Source organism: Micromonospora tulbaghiae (assembly GCF_900091605.1).
GTDB lineage: Bacteria > Actinomycetota > Actinomycetes > Mycobacteriales > Micromonosporaceae > Micromonospora > Micromonospora tulbaghiae.
Genome location: NZ_FMCQ01000011.1, coordinates 161019 through 180216, shown reverse-complemented (window position 1 = coordinate 180216; position 19198 = coordinate 161019). Strand labels below are relative to the sequence as shown.

The 19198-nt window shown below is 71.0% G+C and carries 26 protein-coding genes; 16 read left to right on the top strand and 10 right to left on the bottom strand.

The genetic code is table 11. The annotated features are described in order from the left end of the window. Positions 1-315 precede the first annotated feature (315 nt). A complete protein-coding gene (locus tag GA0070562_RS27475) occupies positions 316-1284 on the top strand; it encodes an AEC family transporter (RefSeq protein ID WP_091427320.1) in 969 nt (322 codons plus the stop codon). 14 nt (positions 1285-1298) lie between these two features. Here GA0070562_RS27475 and GA0070562_RS27470 read toward each other — a convergent pair whose 3' ends face one another. From GA0070562_RS27470 to GA0070562_RS27460, 3 genes are all read right to left on the bottom strand, one after another. Next, complete coding sequence (locus GA0070562_RS27470) at positions 1299-1952, bottom strand: Type 1 glutamine amidotransferase-like domain-containing protein (RefSeq protein ID WP_091427318.1); 654 nt, start codon at positions 1950-1952, stop codon at positions 1299-1301. A gap of 132 nt (positions 1953-2084) precedes the next feature. Beyond that, entirely contained in the window at positions 2085-2447 is a 363-nt protein-coding gene (locus tag GA0070562_RS27465) for a nuclear transport factor 2 family protein (RefSeq protein WP_091427316.1), read from the bottom strand. Positions 2448-2559: 112 nt separating this feature from the next. Beyond that, positions 2560-3153, bottom strand: coding sequence for a CGNR zinc finger domain-containing protein (locus GA0070562_RS27460; RefSeq protein ID WP_175438894.1), 594 nt, complete (start codon positions 3151-3153; stop codon positions 2560-2562). Positions 3154-3285: 132 nt separating this feature from the next. Here GA0070562_RS27460 and GA0070562_RS27455 point away from each other — a divergent pair, with 132 nt between their 5' ends. The 4 genes from GA0070562_RS27455 to GA0070562_RS30090 all read left to right on the top strand — a co-directional run bounded on the left by GA0070562_RS27455 (position 3286) and on the right by GA0070562_RS30090 (position 6811). After that, complete coding sequence (locus tag GA0070562_RS27455; protein ID WP_175438893.1) at positions 3286-4482, top strand: MFS transporter; 1197 nt, start codon at positions 3286-3288, stop codon at positions 4480-4482. Between the two features lie 154 nt (positions 4483-4636). Further along, positions 4637-5476 (top strand): helix-turn-helix domain-containing protein, encoded by an 840-nt coding sequence (locus tag GA0070562_RS27450; RefSeq protein WP_254663878.1) that lies wholly within the window; start codon positions 4637-4639, stop codon positions 5474-5476. A 66-nt stretch (positions 5477-5542) separates the two neighbouring features. After that, positions 5543-6154, top strand: a complete 612-nt coding sequence (locus GA0070562_RS27445; protein WP_091427310.1) for a dihydrofolate reductase family protein — start codon at positions 5543-5545, stop codon at positions 6152-6154. 45 nt (positions 6155-6199) lie between these two features. Then, positions 6200-6811: a DUF6000 family protein gene (locus GA0070562_RS30090; RefSeq protein ID WP_139135504.1), complete on the top strand. Its 612-nt coding sequence runs from the start codon at positions 6200-6202 to the stop codon at positions 6809-6811. Between the two features lie 27 nt (positions 6812-6838). Here GA0070562_RS30090 and GA0070562_RS27430 read toward each other — a convergent pair whose 3' ends face one another. Continuing rightward, positions 6839-7819, bottom strand: a complete 981-nt coding sequence (locus tag GA0070562_RS27430) for a hypothetical protein (protein WP_091427304.1) — start codon at positions 7817-7819, stop codon at positions 6839-6841. A gap of 85 nt (positions 7820-7904) precedes the next feature. After that, entirely contained in the window at positions 7905-8393 is a 489-nt protein-coding gene (locus tag GA0070562_RS27425) for a DinB family protein (RefSeq protein ID WP_091427387.1), read from the bottom strand. Positions 8394-8733: 340 nt separating this feature from the next. Between GA0070562_RS27425 and GA0070562_RS27420 the strand changes: the two genes are divergently transcribed. From GA0070562_RS27420 to GA0070562_RS27405, 4 genes are all read left to right on the top strand, one after another. Further along, entirely contained in the window at positions 8734-9486 is a 753-nt protein-coding gene (locus GA0070562_RS27420) for a GNAT family N-acetyltransferase (protein ID WP_091427301.1), read from the top strand. A 166-nt stretch (positions 9487-9652) separates the two neighbouring features. After that, on the top strand, positions 9653-10339 hold the full coding sequence (locus tag GA0070562_RS27415) for a hypothetical protein (protein ID WP_225853100.1): 687 nt from the start codon (positions 9653-9655) through the stop codon (positions 10337-10339). Between the two features lie 113 nt (positions 10340-10452). Then, positions 10453-11196, top strand: a complete 744-nt coding sequence (locus GA0070562_RS27410; RefSeq protein WP_091427299.1) for an SDR family NAD(P)-dependent oxidoreductase — start codon at positions 10453-10455, stop codon at positions 11194-11196. 159 nt (positions 11197-11355) lie between these two features. Further along, positions 11356-11733, top strand: a complete 378-nt coding sequence (locus GA0070562_RS27405; RefSeq protein WP_175438892.1) for an MmcQ/YjbR family DNA-binding protein — start codon at positions 11356-11358, stop codon at positions 11731-11733. A gap of 38 nt (positions 11734-11771) precedes the next feature. Here GA0070562_RS27405 and GA0070562_RS27400 read toward each other — a convergent pair whose 3' ends face one another. Further along, positions 11772-12269, bottom strand: coding sequence for a DinB family protein (locus GA0070562_RS27400; protein WP_091427295.1), 498 nt, complete (start codon positions 12267-12269; stop codon positions 11772-11774). Positions 12270-12365: 96 nt separating this feature from the next. After that, positions 12366-12770 (bottom strand): winged helix-turn-helix transcriptional regulator, encoded by a 405-nt coding sequence (locus GA0070562_RS27395; protein WP_091427294.1) that lies wholly within the window; start codon positions 12768-12770, stop codon positions 12366-12368. A 78-nt stretch (positions 12771-12848) separates the two neighbouring features. Between GA0070562_RS27395 and GA0070562_RS27390 the strand changes: the two genes are divergently transcribed. Next, positions 12849-13646, top strand: a complete 798-nt coding sequence (locus GA0070562_RS27390; protein ID WP_225853101.1) for an SDR family NAD(P)-dependent oxidoreductase — start codon at positions 12849-12851, stop codon at positions 13644-13646. A 26-nt stretch (positions 13647-13672) separates the two neighbouring features. Here the strand turns inward: GA0070562_RS27390 and GA0070562_RS27385 are convergent, their stop codons facing one another. Next, positions 13673-14140, bottom strand: a complete 468-nt coding sequence (locus GA0070562_RS27385; RefSeq protein WP_091427292.1) for an SAM-dependent methyltransferase — start codon at positions 14138-14140, stop codon at positions 13673-13675. Positions 14141-14169: 29 nt separating this feature from the next. After that, positions 14170-14547 (bottom strand): DUF4267 domain-containing protein, encoded by a 378-nt coding sequence (locus tag GA0070562_RS27380; RefSeq protein ID WP_091427290.1) that lies wholly within the window; start codon positions 14545-14547, stop codon positions 14170-14172. A 105-nt stretch (positions 14548-14652) separates the two neighbouring features. Here GA0070562_RS27380 and GA0070562_RS27375 point away from each other — a divergent pair, with 105 nt between their 5' ends. From GA0070562_RS27375 to GA0070562_RS30405, 4 genes are all read left to right on the top strand, one after another. Next, positions 14653-15252: a TetR/AcrR family transcriptional regulator gene (locus tag GA0070562_RS27375; protein ID WP_091427289.1), complete on the top strand. Its 600-nt coding sequence runs from the start codon at positions 14653-14655 to the stop codon at positions 15250-15252. 2 nt (positions 15253-15254) lie between these two features. Then, on the top strand, positions 15255-16112 hold the full coding sequence (locus GA0070562_RS27370) for a PhzF family phenazine biosynthesis protein (protein ID WP_091427287.1): 858 nt from the start codon (positions 15255-15257) through the stop codon (positions 16110-16112). A gap of 133 nt (positions 16113-16245) precedes the next feature. Then, positions 16246-16614 carry a YciI family protein gene (locus GA0070562_RS27365; RefSeq protein ID WP_091427285.1) on the top strand — a complete coding sequence of 123 codons (369 nt, stop codon included), beginning with the start codon at positions 16246-16248 and terminating at the stop codon, positions 16612-16614. 82 nt (positions 16615-16696) lie between these two features. Then, positions 16697-17158 (top strand): hypothetical protein, encoded by a 462-nt coding sequence (locus tag GA0070562_RS30405; protein ID WP_091427283.1) that lies wholly within the window; start codon positions 16697-16699, stop codon positions 17156-17158. Between the two features lie 36 nt (positions 17159-17194). Here the strand turns inward: GA0070562_RS30405 and GA0070562_RS27355 are convergent, their stop codons facing one another. Then, positions 17195-17599, bottom strand: a complete 405-nt coding sequence (locus tag GA0070562_RS27355) for a nuclear transport factor 2 family protein (RefSeq protein ID WP_091427281.1) — start codon at positions 17597-17599, stop codon at positions 17195-17197. Positions 17600-17682: 83 nt separating this feature from the next. Here GA0070562_RS27355 and GA0070562_RS27350 point away from each other — a divergent pair, with 83 nt between their 5' ends. Together GA0070562_RS27350 and GA0070562_RS27345 are read left to right on the top strand one after the other, a co-directional pair. Continuing rightward, positions 17683-18201: a TetR/AcrR family transcriptional regulator gene (locus GA0070562_RS27350; RefSeq protein WP_244253853.1), complete on the top strand. Its 519-nt coding sequence runs from the start codon at positions 17683-17685 to the stop codon at positions 18199-18201. A 225-nt stretch (positions 18202-18426) separates the two neighbouring features. Beyond that, positions 18427-19158 carry an alpha/beta hydrolase gene (locus tag GA0070562_RS27345; RefSeq protein ID WP_091427279.1) on the top strand — a complete coding sequence of 244 codons (732 nt, stop codon included), beginning with the start codon at positions 18427-18429 and terminating at the stop codon, positions 19156-19158. Positions 19159-19198: the final 40 nt, after the last annotated feature.

Sequence of the window (19198 nt, the reverse complement as noted above, 5' to 3'; positions counted from 1 at the left end):
GAAGCAAGGCCGAAGCGCGCATGAGCGGTGTTCCCACCTGCACCGTCGTCCGCGAGGTCGGTCCCGGACCACAGCGTCTCGACGCCTGACCAGGAGGTGTGGCGCCGGGACCAGGAACAGCAGGGCCCGCTCGGCGGCCCTCGCCGTGCGAGGCTGAACGTGTGGCTTCCCGATCGGCGTGCGCGTGGAAAGCCCGGTTGTCCGGCGGCTCGGTACGCGCCTCGGGCGCGTCGCTGCATCTGAAGACCGGCGAGAGCGCGGTGACTGGTATGCCCCAGTCCCTCAGTCGGCGCGGCGCCTGCCGGTGACGCCCGGATGAGCCTGGCGTCGGCGTTCGTACCGATCTGGATCCTCACCGCGGTCGGCTACGCGGCCTGCCGCTGGGGCCTGCTGGGCGAGGCGGCGGCGTCGGTGCTCGGCCGGTTCGTGTTCCACCTCGCGATGCCGGCCGCCCTGTTCCTGGCCCTGTCCCGGATGCCGCTGTCCGCGTTCGCCGGCCGTTCGCTGCTCGCCTTCGGGGTGAGCACCGCAGCGGTGGTCGGGTTCGGGTGGGCCGGCGCGAGCCGGCTGTTCGGTCGCGAGCCCGGCGAACGGCCGATCTGGGGCATGGCCGCCGGGTACGTGAACTCGGCGAACCTCGGCATCCCGATCGCGACGCAGGTTCTCGGCAGCGTGTCGTTCCTGGCCGAGGTGGTGCTGCTGCACGTGCTGGTGGTGACGCCGGTGATCCTGGTCGCGCTGGACCGGCACCGCGACCCGCACGGGCGGGTGAGGGTGCGCCGGATCGCCTCCCTGCCGGTACGCAATCCGGTGATCCTGGCGTCGCTGCTCGGTGTCGCGTGCTCGGCTGCCGGCCTGCAACCACCGTCGGCGGTCGCCGCGCCGCTCACCCTGCTGGCGGGCGCCGCGGTCCCGGCCGCGCTGGTCGCGCTCGGCGCGTCGCTGCACCACACGGCGCCGTCGCGGGCAGAACCGGCAGAGCCAGCAGAGCCAGCAGAGCCAGCAGAGCCAGCAGAGCCGGCCGGGCCGGCCGAGCTGGCCGCGATCAGCGCGCTGAAGCTCGTCGCGCAGCCGGTCATCGCGTACGCGGCCGGGCTGGCCCTGCACCTGTCCGCGCCGCAGTTGCTCGCCGTGGTGGTGTGCGCGGGCCTGCCGACAGCGCAGAACACGTTCATCTACGCCCAGGAGTACGGCGTCGCCGAGGCGGTGGCCAACCGTGCGGTGGTGGTGACCACGACGCTGTCGCTGGCCACAGTGGCCGCGGCGGCGACGCTGCTCGGGTAGCCCGGCGATCACCGCTACGAGGGGAACCGCCTCCAGTGCCCCTCGGAGACGACCTCGACGGCGCCGTCGGTCACCTTGATGGCCGTCTGGTCGTCGATCGCGTACGCCGGACCGGCGATCTCGGCTGCCCATCTCTCGGCATGAGCCATGGTGTTGTCCGGCTCGAGGCCCAGATGCGGGAAGATCGAGAAGTCGACGAGCCCCAGCGTGCGGTCGTCGGGCGCGGACTGCCATTCGACGAATCCCTTGCCGACCCGTGGGGTCAGCACCATGCTGCCGGCACTCAACCCCACCCAGACGGTGTCGCGAAGCGACGGCAGGAGGTCCGCCAGCCCGGACTGCCGCATCCAGTGGCACAGGTACGTCGCATCGCCGCCGTGCACGAGCATGACGTCGGCCTCGCGGACCCAGGGGACCCACCGCTCCTCGCCGATGCTCGGCAGCGCCGTCAGCTCGAGGACGCCCAGCGACTTCCAGCCCAGCCCGCTCATGGGTAGCGGCGTCTGACCGGTGATGAAGCGCCAGGCCGAGGCCGGTCCGCCCATCGGGTAGGCCGCGGTCGGGACGCACAGGGCGCTGGAGTCGGCGATCGGCTTGCCCAGCAGATCGACCAGCGCATCCTGGATGCTCGGATTCTGGACGCCCGCGGATGTGAGAAGAAGCTTCACGCTTGCCTCCTGTACGTGGCGGTCATGACGCTCTCCCGGGAGTCGGGGGATCGGGTGCACGGCAATACAGACCGGAAGCCGTAACGAAACTCATCGCCGTTGCGACCCCTCAGGCCCTCCGAGGACGTGGCGTCACTCGCGGATCTCCATCTCTGCGACCAAGCCGTCGTCGAGGCGGTAGACGTGCGTGACGACGTGGTCGGCGATTTTCGCTCCGGCTTTGTCGTGGACGACCTGATGAACGGTGACGGCGATGCGGCCGTCGGCCTCCGTGCCGAACGCGGTCGGCGTGACGACGGGCTCGAGCTGGTCCCACTGCCGGCGCCAGTAGGCACTCACCTGGTCGCGGCCGCGAACGACACCTCCCTCCCAGCCGTTGGGCCACGAGACATCCGGCGTCATGGCGGCCAGCAGCGTGGGGATGTCACGCCTGTTGAACGCCGCGTAGAGGTTCGTGAGCAGGGCCTGGGAGGTAGGGCGTCCCGGTGAATCCACCGAGCCAGCATGGCCGGTGGACGAGGGCGCATGAAGACCTCTTCGCGGTCAGCAGAACGCGAGCAGCGCCGGACGGTAGGGGGAGCGGTGTCGTCGACGTGGCCACGTGTGCTCACCGTTTTGTGCGAATGCGTCGTACCTCGACGTAGCGGCGGATCTTCTCTGCGGTTCCGCAGTCGTCCATGCTGCACCAACGACGGCTGCGGTTCTTGCTCTCGTCGATGAACAGGAAGCGGCAGCCCGCGCATCGCTTGATCCGGTCGAGCGCACCCGTGGTGAGAAGCTGGACCGCCGCATGGACCACCGGACGTAAGGGCCGGGCAAGCGTGTGGTCGTCTCGCCAGGACCATGCGAATGTCTTCCCGCGCATGAGCTGTGCGTGGGCGAGCGCGTCGGCTTCGTCGTCGCGCAGCCGGGTCAGCGCCGCGACGCCCGGGTCCTCGCCGGCGGCCAGTGGCCGGAACACCTCGTCCAGGTAGTCACGGGTGCGCAGTGCTTGTGCGAAGGCGGTGTCGGTGCTGTCCGGACTGCCGCGGGACAGCCGGCGCAACGCCGCCGCTTGCGTTTCGGTGAGGGTGCCCGCGTACACGCTCCAGGCGATCAGCTCGGTGTAACCGGTGAGCACGTCGTCGTCCGGAGGCCCGACGGGTGGGCCGGCGCGGGTGTTGAGGAAGTCCAGCGCGAGGTCGCCGCCGACCAGGCGCATCCGCGTGACCCCTGCTGTTTCCATCAAAGTCCACTTTACCAGTTGCCCCGCGACAGGAACGTTCCTAGAGTGTTTCCGTCATAGCCGGTTTAGGGGGTAACGATGGGTCAGGCGCATGCACACCGGCGGGCAGTGGGAGCGCTGATCGGCCTCGCCGGCGGAACGTTCCTCTACACCGCGGCCGAGGCGCTGCCGATCGGGCTGCTGTTGCCGATGGCCGTGGACCTGGCCGTGTCGCCGTCCCAAGTGGGCATGCTCGTCACCGTGTACGGCGCAGTGGTGATGGTCGCCTCGGTCCCGTTGACGGCGCTGGTGCGCAGAATCCCTCGCCGGCGGTTGCTGTCGGTGCTCCTGGCGGGCTTCGTCGTGAGCAACGCGATCACGGTGTTCGCGAGCACGTTCACCATGCTGATGGCAGCCAGGATCGCCACTGCGGCCACTCATGCGTTGTTCTGGGCGGTCGTTGTGCCGACCGCGGCTGAGCTGTTCCGGCCCGGGCTGCAAGGACGGGTGGTCGCGGTCGTGTTCGCCGGCGGCAACGTCGCTCTGGTCCTGGGCGTGCCCGCGGGCACCTGGCTGGGTGAACGTGCCGGCTGGCGGGCATCGTTCCTGGCGGTGGCCGGGCTCGGTGCGCTCGTCCTCGCCGTGGTGGCCTGGTTGCTGCCGTCGACGGGGCCGGCGCAGGAGCACGCCGGCCGGGGCAGAACCCCCGACTCCCGCCGATTCTGGCTCTTGGTCGTCGTGGCCGTCCTGTCGACCGCCGGTGCCATCGCCGCCTACACCTACATCGCCCTGTTCGTCACCGAGGTCACCGGATTGCCTGCCGCGTCGATCGCGACCATCCTGCTGGCGCGCGGCGTCGCCAGTGTCCTCGGCATCCTCGCCGCCGGACCGATCGTCGACCGCAGCCCGTGGTCCGCCCTGGTCGCGACGGTCGCACTGCAGTGCGTGGCGCTGCTCGGACTGTACGCGTTCGGCCACCACCCGGCGGTCGCCGTCGTCCTGATCGCAATCGCCGGACTGGGGTTCGCCGCGTTCACCGCGGCGCTCGGCGGCCTCGTCCTCCAGGTAGCGCCCGGCCGCTCCGACATCGCCGCCGCGACGCTGTCCGCCGCCGTCAACGTCGGCATCACCGGCGGCGCCTTCTTCGGGGCCCTCATGCTGGAGAGCCACGGTGCCGCCAGCACGATGTTGATCGGCGCCCTGCTCGGCGCTGTCGCCCTAGCACTTGCCCTCGGCGAACGACTCATTCCGCCGCCGCACAACAAGGGCGGCGCGGCGACGCCCGCGTCCGTGGCCGCGCCTCCCGACCCGCGTCCTGCCCAATAGGTGAGGACGTCAACTGATCGCGGGCGTGAGCGTGCCGGCAGCGCAAGCCACCCATGCCGACCTGGTGATCGGTTCCGCCCGCGGCGCCGCCTTTCGCGAGTCGATCCCGGCGGGGCGCCGGCGGTGACGGCGGGGCGTCCGCGATGCTGTGGGCGTGGAGTACGTCTCCAGAGTGCCTCGACCGCCGCTGGACGGGCTCGTCGACGACCTCTACTACCTGGCGGGCACACCGCCGTACGCCCGGCTGACGCTGCCGCCGATGCCGGCTGCGCTGCTCGTCGTCAACCTCGGGGCGCCGTTCCGCATCCGCGGCGGCACCGACATCCAGACGGCCGAGTACGCCGACGGCTGCGTGATCACCACACCCACCCGCGCGTTCGAGTTCGGCTACCCACGCCCCACCCGGTCTGTCGGCGTGCACGTCAAGCCGTGGGGCCTGGCGCCGTTCCTGCCGATGCCCGCGGCCGAGTTGTGTGACCGGCCGGTGACACTGGAGCAGGTCTGGGGCCGGCCCGCAGTCGCCGAGCTGCGCGACCGGCTGGCCACGGCGGACGGACCGCACGAGATGCTGACGCTGCTCGAGGAGGAGCTGATGCGACGGCTGCGCGAAACCGCGGGCCTGCGGCTGATCCGCCATACGAGCGGCGTCATCGCGGCGACCAGCGGTGCGGTGGCGATCGGCGACCTGAGGACGGCAGCCGGCGTCAGCAGCACCCATCTGGCGCAGCGGTTCAAGGAGCTCGTCGGCGTCACGCCGAAGCGGATGGCCCGCACCTATCGCTTCGCGGCCGCCGTGTTCGCGATCGACCCCGCCGGCCCTGTCGACTGGGGCCGGCTCGCCATTGGGGCGGGCTACTTCGACCAGGCCCACTTCGGCCACGAGTTCCGGGCGTTCACCGGGCTCACACCGACCCGGTACGTCGAGGTCCGGCGGCGGTTCCTGCGCGAACACCCCGGCCACGCGATGGACGGCTGGCCGCTGCCGGCCGATTGATTTCATACAAGAACGGCAGCTCACGGGACGCTAGCTTGGGGGCACCCAAGACAGAGGAGAGCCGGTGTGGGCACTGTGGTCCTGTACAGCTCGGTGTCGGTGGACGGCTTCGTCGCGGACGGGAACGACCAGCCCGGACCGCTGTTCGACTGGTTGACAAGCGGTGACGTCCCGTTGGACGACAGCGGCGCGTTGAAGGTGTCGCAGACGTCCTACGACTACATCCGGCCGTACTGGGACCGGATCGCTGTGACAGTCGTCGGCCGGCACGTCTTCGACCTGACCGACGGCTGGGACGGGACGCCGCCGAGCGGGATCGACCACGTGGTCGTCGTGACGCACCGGCCCGCGCCCGAGGGCTGGGACGCCGAGGCGCCGTTCCACTTCGTCGAGGGCGTCGAGGCAGCCGTGGCCAAGGCGCAGGAACTCGCGGGGGACCGCGTCGTCGAGGTCGCCGCCGGCGACGTCGGAGGCCAGGTGCTCGCCGCGGGCCTGGTCGACGAGGTACGCATGGACGTCGTACCCGTGGTGTTCGGGTCCGGGAAGCGCTACTTCGGCTCGGTCGACGCGCAGCATCTGCTGGAGGATCCGGACGTGGTGCTCCAGGGCGATCGGGTGCTGCACCTGCGCTACCGGGTGCGCCACGGTGTTCGCGCTGCGGGCGACAGATCCGGATGACCGTCGGGCTGCCGGGTAGTGTGTCGAGGCGGGGATGATGTCGGCGTGGACTATCCGCCGCCGCTACCGGATCCAGCCGACGGCACCATCCGCCGCTACGTCATCGTCGCGGCAGAGCCGGAAGGCCCTCGCTACCTGCATCTCCTTCACGGCGGAATCGGCCGGCCGGACGCGCAGCAGAACGTCCCGGTTGTGCAGGCCCTGCGCCAGGATTCTCGACGCATCAGCGATGAGGAACTTGTCTTCCTGCTCCAACCGGGCAGGATGCCGAACTGGCGATCGCGGTTGGTCGCCGCCTATCTCATCGGGATCGATAGACGTACCCGGTTCCGGGAGACCGTCGGCCACCTGCTCCTGTCGAGCGAGGTCTGCTTCAGCGGGCAGGCCTACTGTTTCGCCCTCGCCGCCTTCGGTGACCACCACGACGCCGAGATGCTGACCGCCTACCTCGACCGCTACCTGCCCAGACTCGACCTCCGCTACGACCAGCACTGGGCGCTGGGTGCCCTGCAGTACATCGACCTGCGACTCGGGACGAGCCACGCCGACCGCTACCTCGCCCCGGACGGCATGTGGGAACGCTGGGCCGGCGCTGTCTCCCACCCACCGGCCGTCGACAACTGCCGAGACCTGATCGTCAACCTGTGCGCCCTGTGAGCATGCGCGATGCCATGACCGACGCGGTCAGAGCAGTGCGAGTTGGCCCGGCATCGGCTCGTCGTCGAGGCGGGCGTCGAGCTGCCACAGCCGGAGCTGATCGTCCTCGTGATGACGGGTGAGCCATCGGCCTGGCTGGTACGACGGGTGGACAGCGCCGGATTCGTCCTGGTGCGGGTAGCGCACCTGGGATCGGCACCGGAGGCTGAGCGCCGACAGCAGTAGATGGCCCTCGGCGTCGTCCGGCAGGTCTGCGGCGTTCACGGCGACGAGGATCAGTCCCTCGCTCAGGAACACGGCACGGTCCACGTGTCGGCAGCCCGCGAGGCCTGACGGCGCGCCTGGCAGATCTTCGAGGTGTCGTGCCGTGATCACGGCGTCGGAGGCGACGTCGCGGACGGACAGGAACCCGTCGAGCGTCAGTGTCAGGTAGCGGCCGCCTGCCGGGCTGAAACCGGCAAGATCGCCACCGGCCAACGGTCGCAACACGATGTGCTCGGCGTCAAGCCTGATGAGCAAGGCGCGAACCTGGTCAGGATCGGCCAGCGTCAAGCCGGTCCAGACGCCTTCGGGTGTGTGCAGGAACCAGGCGGTCTCGGGACCGGGCAGCGGCACGCGACGGATCTCCGCGCCGCTCGCACCGTTGACGGCGACAAGTTCCTCGTTATCGGCCAGACGGATCCAGAGGACGCGGTCACCGTCGAGGTGGAAGTCGGCGCCTGCGCCCCCGCCGAGCCGACCCCAGCTGGTGCGCCATCGAACCACGCCGTCGTGGTCGAGCACGACGATCTGATGCTCGTCGCCCGCCGCGACGAGTCGACGGGTGGCGCTGACCTTCATCTGCGGGCCGTCGAGAGGCGCCGCAAGTCGCGCCACGCGACGTAGTTCGTGGTCGAACAGGTTCACAGCGGGACGGTCTTGTTCAGTGACCACCCAGCCGAGACCGGTTGCCTGCGCGACATGGCGAATGCCGGGAAGCCGCACCTGGTTGATCAAGCGGGGTCGCATCGCGGCAGCATAGAGCCACCTCGGCGAGCCCGTCGGGCCGCCTGCGCGGCCGCCCCTGCCGTATGGCGCATCCGTCGGACTCGGTTCAGCGTGGTCCGAGCCCGGTGCGCCCGTCGATCAGCTCGCGCACGGCGTCCAGGTGACCGGCGTGCCGAGCGGTCTCCTCGATGACGTGCAGAATGATCCGTCGCAGGTCGGTGGTCTGCGACGCCAGCGTCTCGTCGGGATGCCGGCCGGCGGGTGTCGCCGACAACGGGGCCGCGGCGATGATCGCGTCGGAGATGTCGCACTGGTCGCGATAGAAGCCGAAGACCTGAGACGGCGATCGAGTCGTGCGGAGTGGTGTGTTCTCGTCCGGCCAGGGCAACGGCTCTACGGAACCGCGAAAGACCTCCTGGAACCAGTGGCGTTCCGCATGCCCGAGGTGCTCCACCAGCCCGAGCGGCGACCACCCGGAGGGCAGGACAGGCGCGCGCAGCGAGGCCACGTCCAGACCCGCCAGGATGGCTCGGACGCTGACACGCTGGTATTCGAGGAACTCACACAGCGTGGCCTTCTCCAGATCGACCTTCATCACGCCCGCAGGCTAGCGGCCGGCACCGACAGTTCCGCTGCCCTCACCTCAGTCGATCGACGAGCCGGCAAGCACACGCTCAGTCCGCTTACGTTCTCGACGCCCGGTCGTATGCGATTGACACGTCCAGGTCGGCAAGGGCAAGGTTGCGGTCGGCCACGCGCACCGCGTGGGCACTCTGCATGAGGGAATGACGCCTGTGATCCGGGTAGGCCGAGCGGCCGCCTGAGTGTCGACCACGCGACGGATGACCGTCGCGTGCCTGCGACACGGCGGGGCGGCCCGACGTTTTCCTCCGCCCGTCGCAGCTTCTCTCATGCATCGAGGTTTCCCGTTGAACATGGATGCCCGCATCCAACAGTCCGTCGTCGCCAACCTGTCGCGCCGGCCCGCGCCCGTCGAGGTGGGGCCGTTCGTGATCGGGCTGGACCCGACGACGACCAGCCCATACGTCAACTACGCCACGCCGCGTCCCGGCGCCGCCGTCACCGCGGCCGACGTCGCCGCCCTGGTCGCGGCGTTCCACGCCGCCGACCGCAAGCCCCGCCTGGAGTACGTCACCAGTTGCACCCCCGGCCTGGAGGCGCTGCTGAAGGCGGCAGGCTTCACTGTGGAAGCCCGGCACACCTACCTGGTCTGCGTACCGGGCACGCTGGCGTCCCCACCCGTGCCGCACCACCTGAGGCTGTGCGAACCGCGTGGTGATTCCCAGCGAGCCGTGCTGATCAGCGTGCAGAACGAGGCGTTCGGCGGCGATCCGGTCGCCTCCGAGGCCGACGTGGCTCGCCTGCAGCGCCAGCAGGACGCCGGCGGCGTGGTCGTCATGGCCGTCACCGAGGACGGTGGCTGCGCGGGCGGCGGCGGTGCGGCTGCGCCTGTCGGCGCGGTCAGCGAGGTGGCCGGCATCGCCGTTCGCGTGCCCTACCGCCGCCGGGGACTGGCGTCTGCGATCACCGCCGACGTCACCCGGCGGCTGTTCAGCGCCGGCACGGAGGTCGCCTGGCTGGAGGCCGGCGGCGAGGATTCGTGGCGGGTCTACGAGCGCGTCGGCTACCGGCCCGCCGGTCAGCGGCTCTACATCGCGATGAACTGAGCCCAGGCGAGGTGCCCGGGCTGAGGTTCGACGACCGAGGCCCGGGCCACGGCGGCAAGCCGACCTTCGGACCCTGCGCCGGTTTCTGCTCCCGATCGCGGCCACCGGGACCGGCCGGTACGGTGCGCCGTCGCGTCTCCCCGGTCACCGCGAAGATGTGCAGCTCGTGCTGCTCGGGCGGGTCGTGGCCGGTGCGTACCGAATCGTGGCGGCGGCCGGAGCGAACGGTGCCCCGCTGCGCGGCCGGCTCGGGAGCCCTTATCGGCTGGCGGCCGCCGCGCGCTCCGGGTACACCTGGTCGGTGATCCTCATTCAGCGGGTCCGCGTCCGGTGGACCGCCGCTGCCCGCGGTGCGCCCGCGGCGAACGCCCGCCGCGGCCTCGTCCGGGCGATGCCGCCGCCCCGGTCGCTGCCGGACGCCGAGGTGGTCGTCCACGACGTGCTCGCCGACCAGGAGGCCGGCTACGAACACCGAGACGGGGTACGCGCCGGAGGCGTCGCGCTGGCCCGCGAGGTCGGACTGTGGCTCGGGCACGATCGGGTGTCGGTCGTCGTGGACCGGCTACCCGGGTCCGCGGCGTATCCGCGTGCGCCGGCCTCGGCGCGGCTGTTCACGCTCGCACCGGGGCAGGTCGGCCGCTACCGGGCCAACTTCCGGTTCACCGGATGCGCGTGCAACCCGAGCTGGTACTACGAGGAATGGCTGGTGCACGTGTGTCACGGCACGGGGGCGGCTTTCGGGTACGGCGAGCCGGACCGCGACGTCGACCACCGCGTCCGGCTGTACGGGGGTGCGATCGCGCGGCTGCGAGACCCTCCGGGTGACTCACCCCGCGCACGCCGGAGTGAGTGAGCGGTGATCAAGCGGTCCGCTGGTTCGGCCGCTCGCGACTTCCCTGCGGTGTCACGAACGCGGCGTCCGATCCCCGCCGGACAACCGGTCCATCTTTGACCAGGCTTTCCACCATGAACAACGCACTTGACGGCAAGGTAGCTCTGGTCACCGGTGGTGGCCGTGGCATCGGCGCGGCGGTGGCCCTGCGCCTGGCCGAGGACGGCGCCGATGTGGCGCTGACGTTCCAGCAGAATCAGCGTCGCGCCGACGACGTGGTGGAGCAGATCGAGGCTGTGGGACGGCGCGCGATCGCCGTGCGGGCCGACAGCGCCGATTCGGCAGCGGTGGTCGCGGCGGTGGACCGGGCAGCCGGTGAGCTGGGCCGGTTGGACATCCTGGTCAACAACGCGGGCGCGTTCCTGCTCGGGCCGCTGGAGCAGTTGAGTCTCGACGAGTTCGAGCAGACAGTCGCGGTGAACGTCCGGGCGCCGTTCGTCGCCTCGCAGGCAGCGGTGCGCCACATGTCCGCGGGCGGACGGATCGTCAACATCGGCAGCAACACGGCCGAGCGGGCGGTCTTCCCGGGCTTCTCGCTCTACGCGATGAGCAAGACCGCCCTGATCGGTCTGACCAAGGCGCTCGGGCGCGAACTCGGCGGTCGGGCGATCACGGTGAACCTGGTGAACCCCGGTGCCACGGACACCGAGCTGAACCCGGCCGACGGGCCGAACGCGGACGCGATCAACGGGTTCACCGCCCTCGGCCACTACGCGCAGCCGGCCGACGTGGCCGCGGCGGTGGCGTTCCTGGCCGGCCCGGGCGGGCGTTACGTCACGGGCGCGACGGTGAACGTCGACGGCGGATTCACCATCTGACCGGCTCCCTTCCTGGCACACGGCCGCGGCCCGTCCCCACCCGCTTCACCGGGGACGGGCCGCACCCCGTGCAGGCGCGAGTCGGGCACCGTCACCACCACCCACCAGGCGGCAGCTAGGCTGTGCCGGTGCGGAAGGCGGTGTACCGGGATGACCGCCATGGCTGACGCGGACGACGTCCGCCGGGTGGCGCTGTCGCTGCCGCACGTGGTCGAGATCGACAGTGACGGCTTCGACTTCCGGGTCGCCGGCAAGGGGTTCGTCTGGTCGTATCCCGAGCGCACGCCCGGCAGGCCGCGGCGCATCCGCACCGACATCGCCGTGCTGTACGTGGGCGACGAGGCGGAGAAGCAGGCGTTGCTCCTCGGCGAGCCCGACCTGTTCTTCACCACGCCCGCGTACGACGGGTCACCCCTGGTCATGCTGCGGCTGGCGCACGTCGGCGTCGAGCGCCTGACGGAACTGGTCACCGACGCGTGGCGGATGCGTGCCCCCGATTCGCTGATCGGTGACCCCGAGGAGGGCGCCGGCGCGTGACGTCGGCCGTCTCGACGACGGGCCACGCCGGCCGCTCGCTATCCGTCGAGGATCTGCTCCCGCAGGATGTCCGCGTGCCCGCAGTGCTGGGCGAGTTCGCGCAGGACGTGGAGATACACCCAGCGCAGCGGAAGCGGGCCCCGTCGGTGCCCGGTGAGGATGTCGTCCAGACCTCGCGTGGAGGTCGCCCGGCGTGACGCGTCGCGGGCGTCGCGGTAGGCCCGCCGGACGCCGGCGATCGTGTCGCCGTCGTCGAGGAGGAACGAGTCCTCCGACCGCTCGGGGATGCCGATCTCGGCACGCGACCGGCCCGTGACGGCCTCGTCGAACCAGACCTTCTCGACGAAGGTCGCGTGCTTCACCAGACCCAGCAGCGTGGTCCGGGAGGCCACCAGTGACTGGCGTGCCTGCTCCTCGGTCAGCCCGTCCAGGCAGCGGTCGAGCGCGTCGCGGTGTTCATCGAGAAACGCTTCGAACTGGGGCTGCGCCGGCTGCGCGACGACCTCGGCGGAGAAGGTGGGCGGGAAGGAAGGCATGGGCGAAGCATTCCAGATCGACGCCCGCCGCCCGGCGGACAGACGCCGGGCCGGTGTCGCGGGTGCCCCCGTGCGTCCGGACGAGCGCGGGGCGTCTCAAGCGGTCCGCTGACGTACCGCGACGATCTCGGCGTGGTGAGCGACCGCCCATTCGGCCAGCGCGGAAAGCGGCTCCAGAAGGCTGGCACCGAGTGGCGTCAGCCGGTACTCCACGCTCGGCGGCAACGTCGGAAACACCTCACGTTCGACCAGGCCGTCGCTCTCCAGCACACGCAATGTCCGGGTGAGCATGCGCGGGCTGAGGCCCTCCACGGCCCGGTGCAACTCGTTGAACCGGTGCGGATGTCGGCCGAGCAGGGTGATCAGTAACAGCGTCCACTTGTCGCTCACCCGCCGCAGCACGTCGGTGACCGGACAGCGATCGTACTCGCCGACCGGAACCGGCATCGGTAGCCGATGATCGTGCAGCGAGGCACTCACACCGGTGTCACCTGTGGACATGAAAGTGCCTTCTTTCGCCTCCGCCGACCCGCTGCCCAGGATGAGGCAGGTCGATGAGCAAACGATAAGGGGGGCGACGTGGGCGTCGTGGTGGTCAGTGGCGGTACGAACGGGATGGGACGTGCGTTCGCCCTGGGGCGGGCCGAACGTGGCGACCGCGTCCTGGTGCTCGGCCGCAACCGTGAACGTGGCGAGGCGATGGCCGGCGGCCTGATCGCCTTCCTTCCCGTCGATCTGTCCAGCATGGCCGAGACGCGGCAGGCCATCGAGCACATCCTCGGCGAGCACCAGGTCGTGGACGCGTTGGCGCTGTTCGCCAATGCCGTGGCGCCGCGTCGCATCGTGACGGGGGAGGGACTGGAGCGCACGTTCGCGCTCTACTACGTCAGTCGCTACCTGCTCAGTTTCGGTCTGCGTCCGGCGCTGGACCGGGCGGCTGCGCCGGTGATCGTGAACGTCGCCGGTGTCGGGGTCACGAAAGGCGGGGTGAGATGGGCCGATCCACAGATGACGGCGGGCTGGTCGGCCGTCGCCGCGCAGTTGCAGGCCGGTAGGGCCAACGACCTGCTCGGCGTGGGCTTCGCCCGGCGGTCCGGTAGCCGTGCCCGATACGTGCTCTACCATCCCGGGTTCACCAGGAGCGGTGACCGTAGCGCGCTCCCGTTCGTGGTGCGGGGGCTGCTCGCGGTGGCGGCGGCGGTCGCAGCCCGGTCCGTCGCGGACGCGGTGGCGCCGATTCACCGGTTCCTGGACGCGCCGCCGACCACGCCGGTGACCGCCGTCGACCGGGGGAAGCCACTTCCGCTCGATTTCCCGACCCTCGACCCCCATGACGCCGAGCGGTTGATGGACCTCACGGAGAGGCTCCTGCGGTGAGCGCATGCACGCGCGGCGCGCCGACGCTACGGCTGGAAGTACTCGGACATCATGTCGCCGACCCATTCCGGCTGCCGGACGTCAGCGGGGACGAACTCCTTCAGCACCGGCTTCAGGTCGATGACGGGCGTGCCCGACACCGCGTCGAGGCCCACCACCGTCAGCTCGCGGCCGTCGACGGACTCGATCCGGCAGCAGGTCACGCCGATGCGGTTCGGCCGGCGGGGGCCACGACCGGCGAACACGCCCATCGGCGGGAGGTCGGTCCGGCCCCGGTAGGGGCGGGGCTCCCGGAAGTCACCGCCGTCCGGGAACCGGTCGAAGACGAAGAAGACCTCCACGTGGGAGAACTCCTCCAGGCCCTGGAGGCACGCCTCGCCGAAGCGCTCGTCGACGACGATCGTGCTGCGGACGGCGCCCCAGTTGTCGCTGTGCTGGATGTCCGTCCGGTCGTTGCGGACGGTCCCGATGGAAGTGATCTCGAAGCTGCGCATGATCGGATTCTCCGTTCCGTGGTGGCCGGTCAGGCGGCGAGCAGGAGGGCGCTGATCACCAGCATCACCAGGGCGGTGGCGCCGTGAACGCCGTAGACGGCGGTCGCGGGGCCGTTGCTGCGGCGCACGATCAGCGCGTCTCCGACGGGTATGCCGGTGGCGGCGAGCATGAACCAGCCCAGCAGATGGGGTGTCGCGCCGGCCACCAGGATGAGGAGGAAGACGCCCGAGGCGATGTCGCGTACGGCCTTGACGGTCAGCCAGGCCCGGAAGGTGGGGTCCTCGGTCGGCGTGTCGGGAATGCCGAAGCCGGCGGCAGCCTGCGGCGCCCGGAAGGCGAGCAGTCCCATGAGGACGCAGCCTGCGCCGATCAGTCCGGCGAGCACCGTGGCGACTGTGGTGAGCATGGATGGCATCCCTTCGGTGACGGCGGCGGTCTGCTAGCGGCGCTAGCAGTGAGAGCGACGATAGATTGCCGTCGACAGGATGTCTAGCGCTGCTAGGATCCGGTCATGTCCGCAATCAGCGAGCGCCGCGAACGTGAACGGGCGCAGCGTCATCGACTGATCGTCGCCACCGCGCGCGAACTGGCCGAGACCGAGGGCTGGGAGGCGGTCACCACCAGGCGGCTGGCGGAGCGGGTCGAGTACAGCCAGCCTGTGCTCTACAGCCACTTCGACGGCAAGGATGCCATCGTCGCCGCCGTCGCCCTGGACGGGTTCACCGAACTCGCCGGCCATCTGAGCCGCGCACGGCAGGCCGCGCCCGATCCCGGGCAGTCCCTACGCGCCGTCTGCCACGCCTACCTGGACTTCGCGACCGAGCGACCGGCCCTGTACGACGCCATGTTCGTCCTGCCCACCGAGCTGCGGTTCGCCAGCGCCGAGACCCCGCCGCCGCTGCGAGCCTGTTTCGACGAGTTCGTCAGCTGCTTCGACCCCGGAGACGAGCGGCGGGAGTTGTCCGCGGAGGTCATCTGGAGCGCGCTGCACGGCATCACGGTGCTGTCCCGCAGTGGCCGCATCCCGGTGGGCGGGCAGGAGGAGCGACTCGACTTCCTCGTCGCCCGCTTCGGGACAGCCGAGAACGGGCCCGCTGACCTAGGATCGTGATCATGGACGTTCTCCGATACGCGGCGTTCACCGCCGATCCCACCGGTGGCAACCCGGCCGGTGTCGTCCTGGACGCCACCGGGGCGGGCGACGCGGAGATGCAGCAGGTGGCGGCGCAGGTCGGTTACTCCGAGACGGCGTTCCTCGTGCCCTCGGGCGGGGGTGGGCGGTTCACCGTGCGCTACTTCAGCCCGAAGGCGGAGGTACCGTTCTGCGGCCACGCGACGATCGCGTCGGCGGTCGCCTACGCGGAGCGGCACGGCCCCGGTGTGCTGCACCTGGACACGCGCGCCGGTCTGGTCGAGGTTGCCACGAGCGTGCCGGCCGACGGCACCACGACCGCCACGCTGACCAGCGTCGCGCCGCGCACCGTACCTCTGCGCGCCGGCGACCTGGCGGCGCTGCTCGCCGCGCTGCGCTGGTCGCCGGACGATCTCGACGCGACGCTGCCGCCGCGTGTCGCGTACGCCGGGGCCTGGCATCCGATCGTGGCCGCCGCGACCCGGCAGCGCCTGGCGGACCTGGACTACGACATGGCGGCGCTGAGCGCGCTGATGGCCGAGCGGGACTGGACGACGATCGACCTGGTGCACCGGGAGTCTCCGCTGGTGTACCACGCGCGCAACCCGTTCCCGCCCGGCGGCGTGGTCGAGGACGCCGCGACCGGGGCGGCGGCCGCCGCGTTCGGCGGTTACCTGCGCGAGCTGGGCCTGGTGCAGCCGCCTGCGACGGTCACCGTGCGGCAGGGCGAGGACATGGGCCGTCCGAGCCTGCTCACGGTCGGCATCCCCGCCGGACCAGGCGCCGGGATCGCGGTGACCGGCACCGCCGTGCCCATCCCGGAGGAGGGCGTGCGGTGACGGGCAGCGGGCCACGCGCACATGACGAAGGCGTTCACCGACGCGGGCTGCCGCCTGTCGGATCCGCGGCGGCTCGTTCGTAGTACGGGTGAGAGGCGGCCGGACCGGGCCGCCCGGACAAGGGAGTCATGGCATGCCGCGGTACCTGATCTCGTTCAACGACGGCGCGATGGACCACATCCCCGCCGAGGAGATCCCCCAGGTGGGCAAGGATGCGCACGCGGTCATCCAGGAGGCCGTGAACGCGGGCGTGTTCGTGTACGGCACCGGGCTCGAACGCCAGCAGGCGAGCATCGTGGGTACGGACGGGGTGGTCACCGACGGGCCGTTCCCGGAGACCAAGGAGGTCATCGGCGGGTTCGTGGTCCTCGACGTGTCCTCACGCGACGAGGCGCTGAAGTGGGCCGCCAAGATCGCCGTCTCGTGCCGCTGCGCCCAGGAGGTCCGGGAGATCATGCCCGACCCCGAGACGGAGGCGATGCTCCGCGCGGCCGGCCGGTGACGGGTCCGACGTCGACGCGATGACGAGGTGGGCGTGGCACCCGGACGGCAGCCACGCCCACCATGATCGTTAGCCTCGTGCGGTGAAACGTGAACTCGCCGCACTGTCCCTGCTGTTCGTCTCCGCGTGTGCACCGGCGGAGCCCGCGCCGTCGTCGTCCGCCGCGCCGTCGTCGTCCTCCGCCGCGGCGGCGTCGGCCGCTCCGCAGGCCGGCTCGACCGCGCCCGCGGACAAGGTCGCGACCGGGGCGTGCAACATGGTGGCCCGGGTGATCGAGCAGCAGGACGTCCGCTTCACCTCGAACTCGCCGATCGCCCTGCGGGCCCGCAGGGCGGCCGACCCGGGCGTCCGGGAGGCCGGCGAGCGACTGGCGGTGGTGACGAAGGAATCCGGAGACATGTTCGTCCGGAACGACCCCAACGAGGACACCGGCCCGGTCGACGCGCGCATGGCCGAGGCGCAGCGCGGGCTCCTCACCGCGTGTACGGCGCTGTTCGGCCCGCAGCCGTGGCCGTTCGCCCCGTCGCCGACGGCGACCAACTGAGCCGGGTGCTGCGCGGCGCTCCGTGGTGACGCGGGTTCAAGCCTGGCCGGCGGCCTGAGCGACGACGAGGGTGTGCTGGTATTCGCGCCAGTGGGCCAGCTTGCCGTGCCGGGTGCGCAACACCCCGATGAACGGCGCGGAGGCGGTCACCCCGGTCGTCGTGTGCGTGCCGACGAGTTCGTACTCCACCACTATCACCTCGGGATCGGCGGTCTGGTGTACGACCACGCCGCGGCAGTCGTCGAATCGCACCGGGAACGACGCCCGGCCCGCTTGCGTGAACTGGAGAACGGCTTGTTTTCCCTCGGTGCGCGTCGGATGGCCGGGTGCGGCGAAGGGCGTCTCGATCACCACGTCGTCTGCGAGCGAATCCGCCTCGAAGGTGGGAAGGTTCGCCAGCCACCGGGCGCACATGCCGTCGAAGATCTCCTGTGGTGTCATGCCGACCTCCGAGATAATGAGTGATGACTCGACTTGTCATCGAGGATAATGAGTGGAGGCTCATTTTGGTAGAGGGTCCGCCCTTGCGCGCCGACGCGCAGCGCAACCGGGCACGCATCCTGGACGCCGCCGAGGCGGTCTTCGCCGAGTTCGGCACACGCGCCTCCACCGAGGAGGTGGCCCGCCGGGCCGGCGTCGCCATCGGCACGGTCTTCCGTCATTTCCCCACCAAGGAGGACCTGCTCGTCGCGCTCATGAAGCGACTGCTCGCGCAGCTCGTCGAGGAGGCGGGAAGGCACGACCTCTTCGGGTTCTTCAGGCACACGGTGGCGCAGGCCGCCGCGAAGAAGACCGCTGTCGACCTGCTCGCCGGATCCGGCTTGGACATCCGGCTTCCGGACGCGGTGGGCCACCTGGAGGAGGCGGTGGGCAGGCTGCTGGAACAGGCCCAGGCCGCCGGCGCCGTCGCCGACTCCGTACGGCTACCCGAGGTGATGGCGCTGCTCGCCGGCATGTGCCAGGGCGCCCTGCACGGTGGATGGGACGAGCACCTGCAGACCCGCACGCTCGCGGTCGTCTTCGCCGGCTTCGAGCACGGCTGACGATCCGGCGTGGAGCACCCGGCACCGGCAGGCCGCGGCCGCCACGGTGAACCGCGAAAACCGGTTGGCGGCCCCCGCGAGCGCTGTTAGCTTTCCGGTGGCCGTGCCGGAGGACGAGGGAGGTGGTACCCGTGACCGCAGTAACGACATGGGTGCTCCCCTCGGGGGTCACGGCCGGGCGATAGGTCGTCCGGGAGCGCCGTCGCACTCCCGAAAGGCACGACCATGCGATTCACCTCCGAACAGCGCCTCGCCGACGGCGTCCGCGAGCGCACGTTCACCCTCGGCGAGATCCCCGGCCTCCTGTGGACGCCCACATCCACGTCCGCGCCGGCCCCGCTGATCCTGCTCGGTCACCCGGGCGGCCTGCGCCGGATGTATCCGCGCCTGGTGGCCCGGGCGGAGGGCTGCGTCGCGCAGGGCTTCGCGGCCGCCACCATCGAGCTTCCCGGTAGCGGCGACCGGCCCGCGTCCGCCGCCGCCGAGCAGGCCCGCGCCGACCTGCGCCGCTCGCTGGCAGCCGGTGAGCCGGTAGCCGACGAGGTCGTCGACCGGCTCGTCCTGCCGCTGGTCGACAAGGCGGTCCCGGAGTGGCGGGCCGCGCTCGACGCCCTCCTCGCGCTGCCCGAGGTCGGAGGCCCGGTCGGGTACGCCGGCGGGGTGATCTCGATCGGCGTACGGCTGGCGTTGGTCGAACCGCGCATCGTGGCCGCGCTCCTGTTCGCCGGGAGCTTCGTGCCGCGCACCATCGTCGAGGAAGCGCGGCGAGTCACCGTCCCGCTGCACGTCCTGCTGCAATGGGACGACGAGGGCAACGACCGGCAGATGGCGCTGGACCTGTTCGACGCCTTCGGCTCGGCGGAGAAGACGCTGCACGCCAACATGGGCGGGCACACGGGCGTACCGCACTTCGAGGGGGAGCCCGCGAACCGGTTCTTCGCCCGGCACCTGCGGTAGCGGCGCGCAAGCGCCTGAACCCGGCGGGGCCCGCCGATAG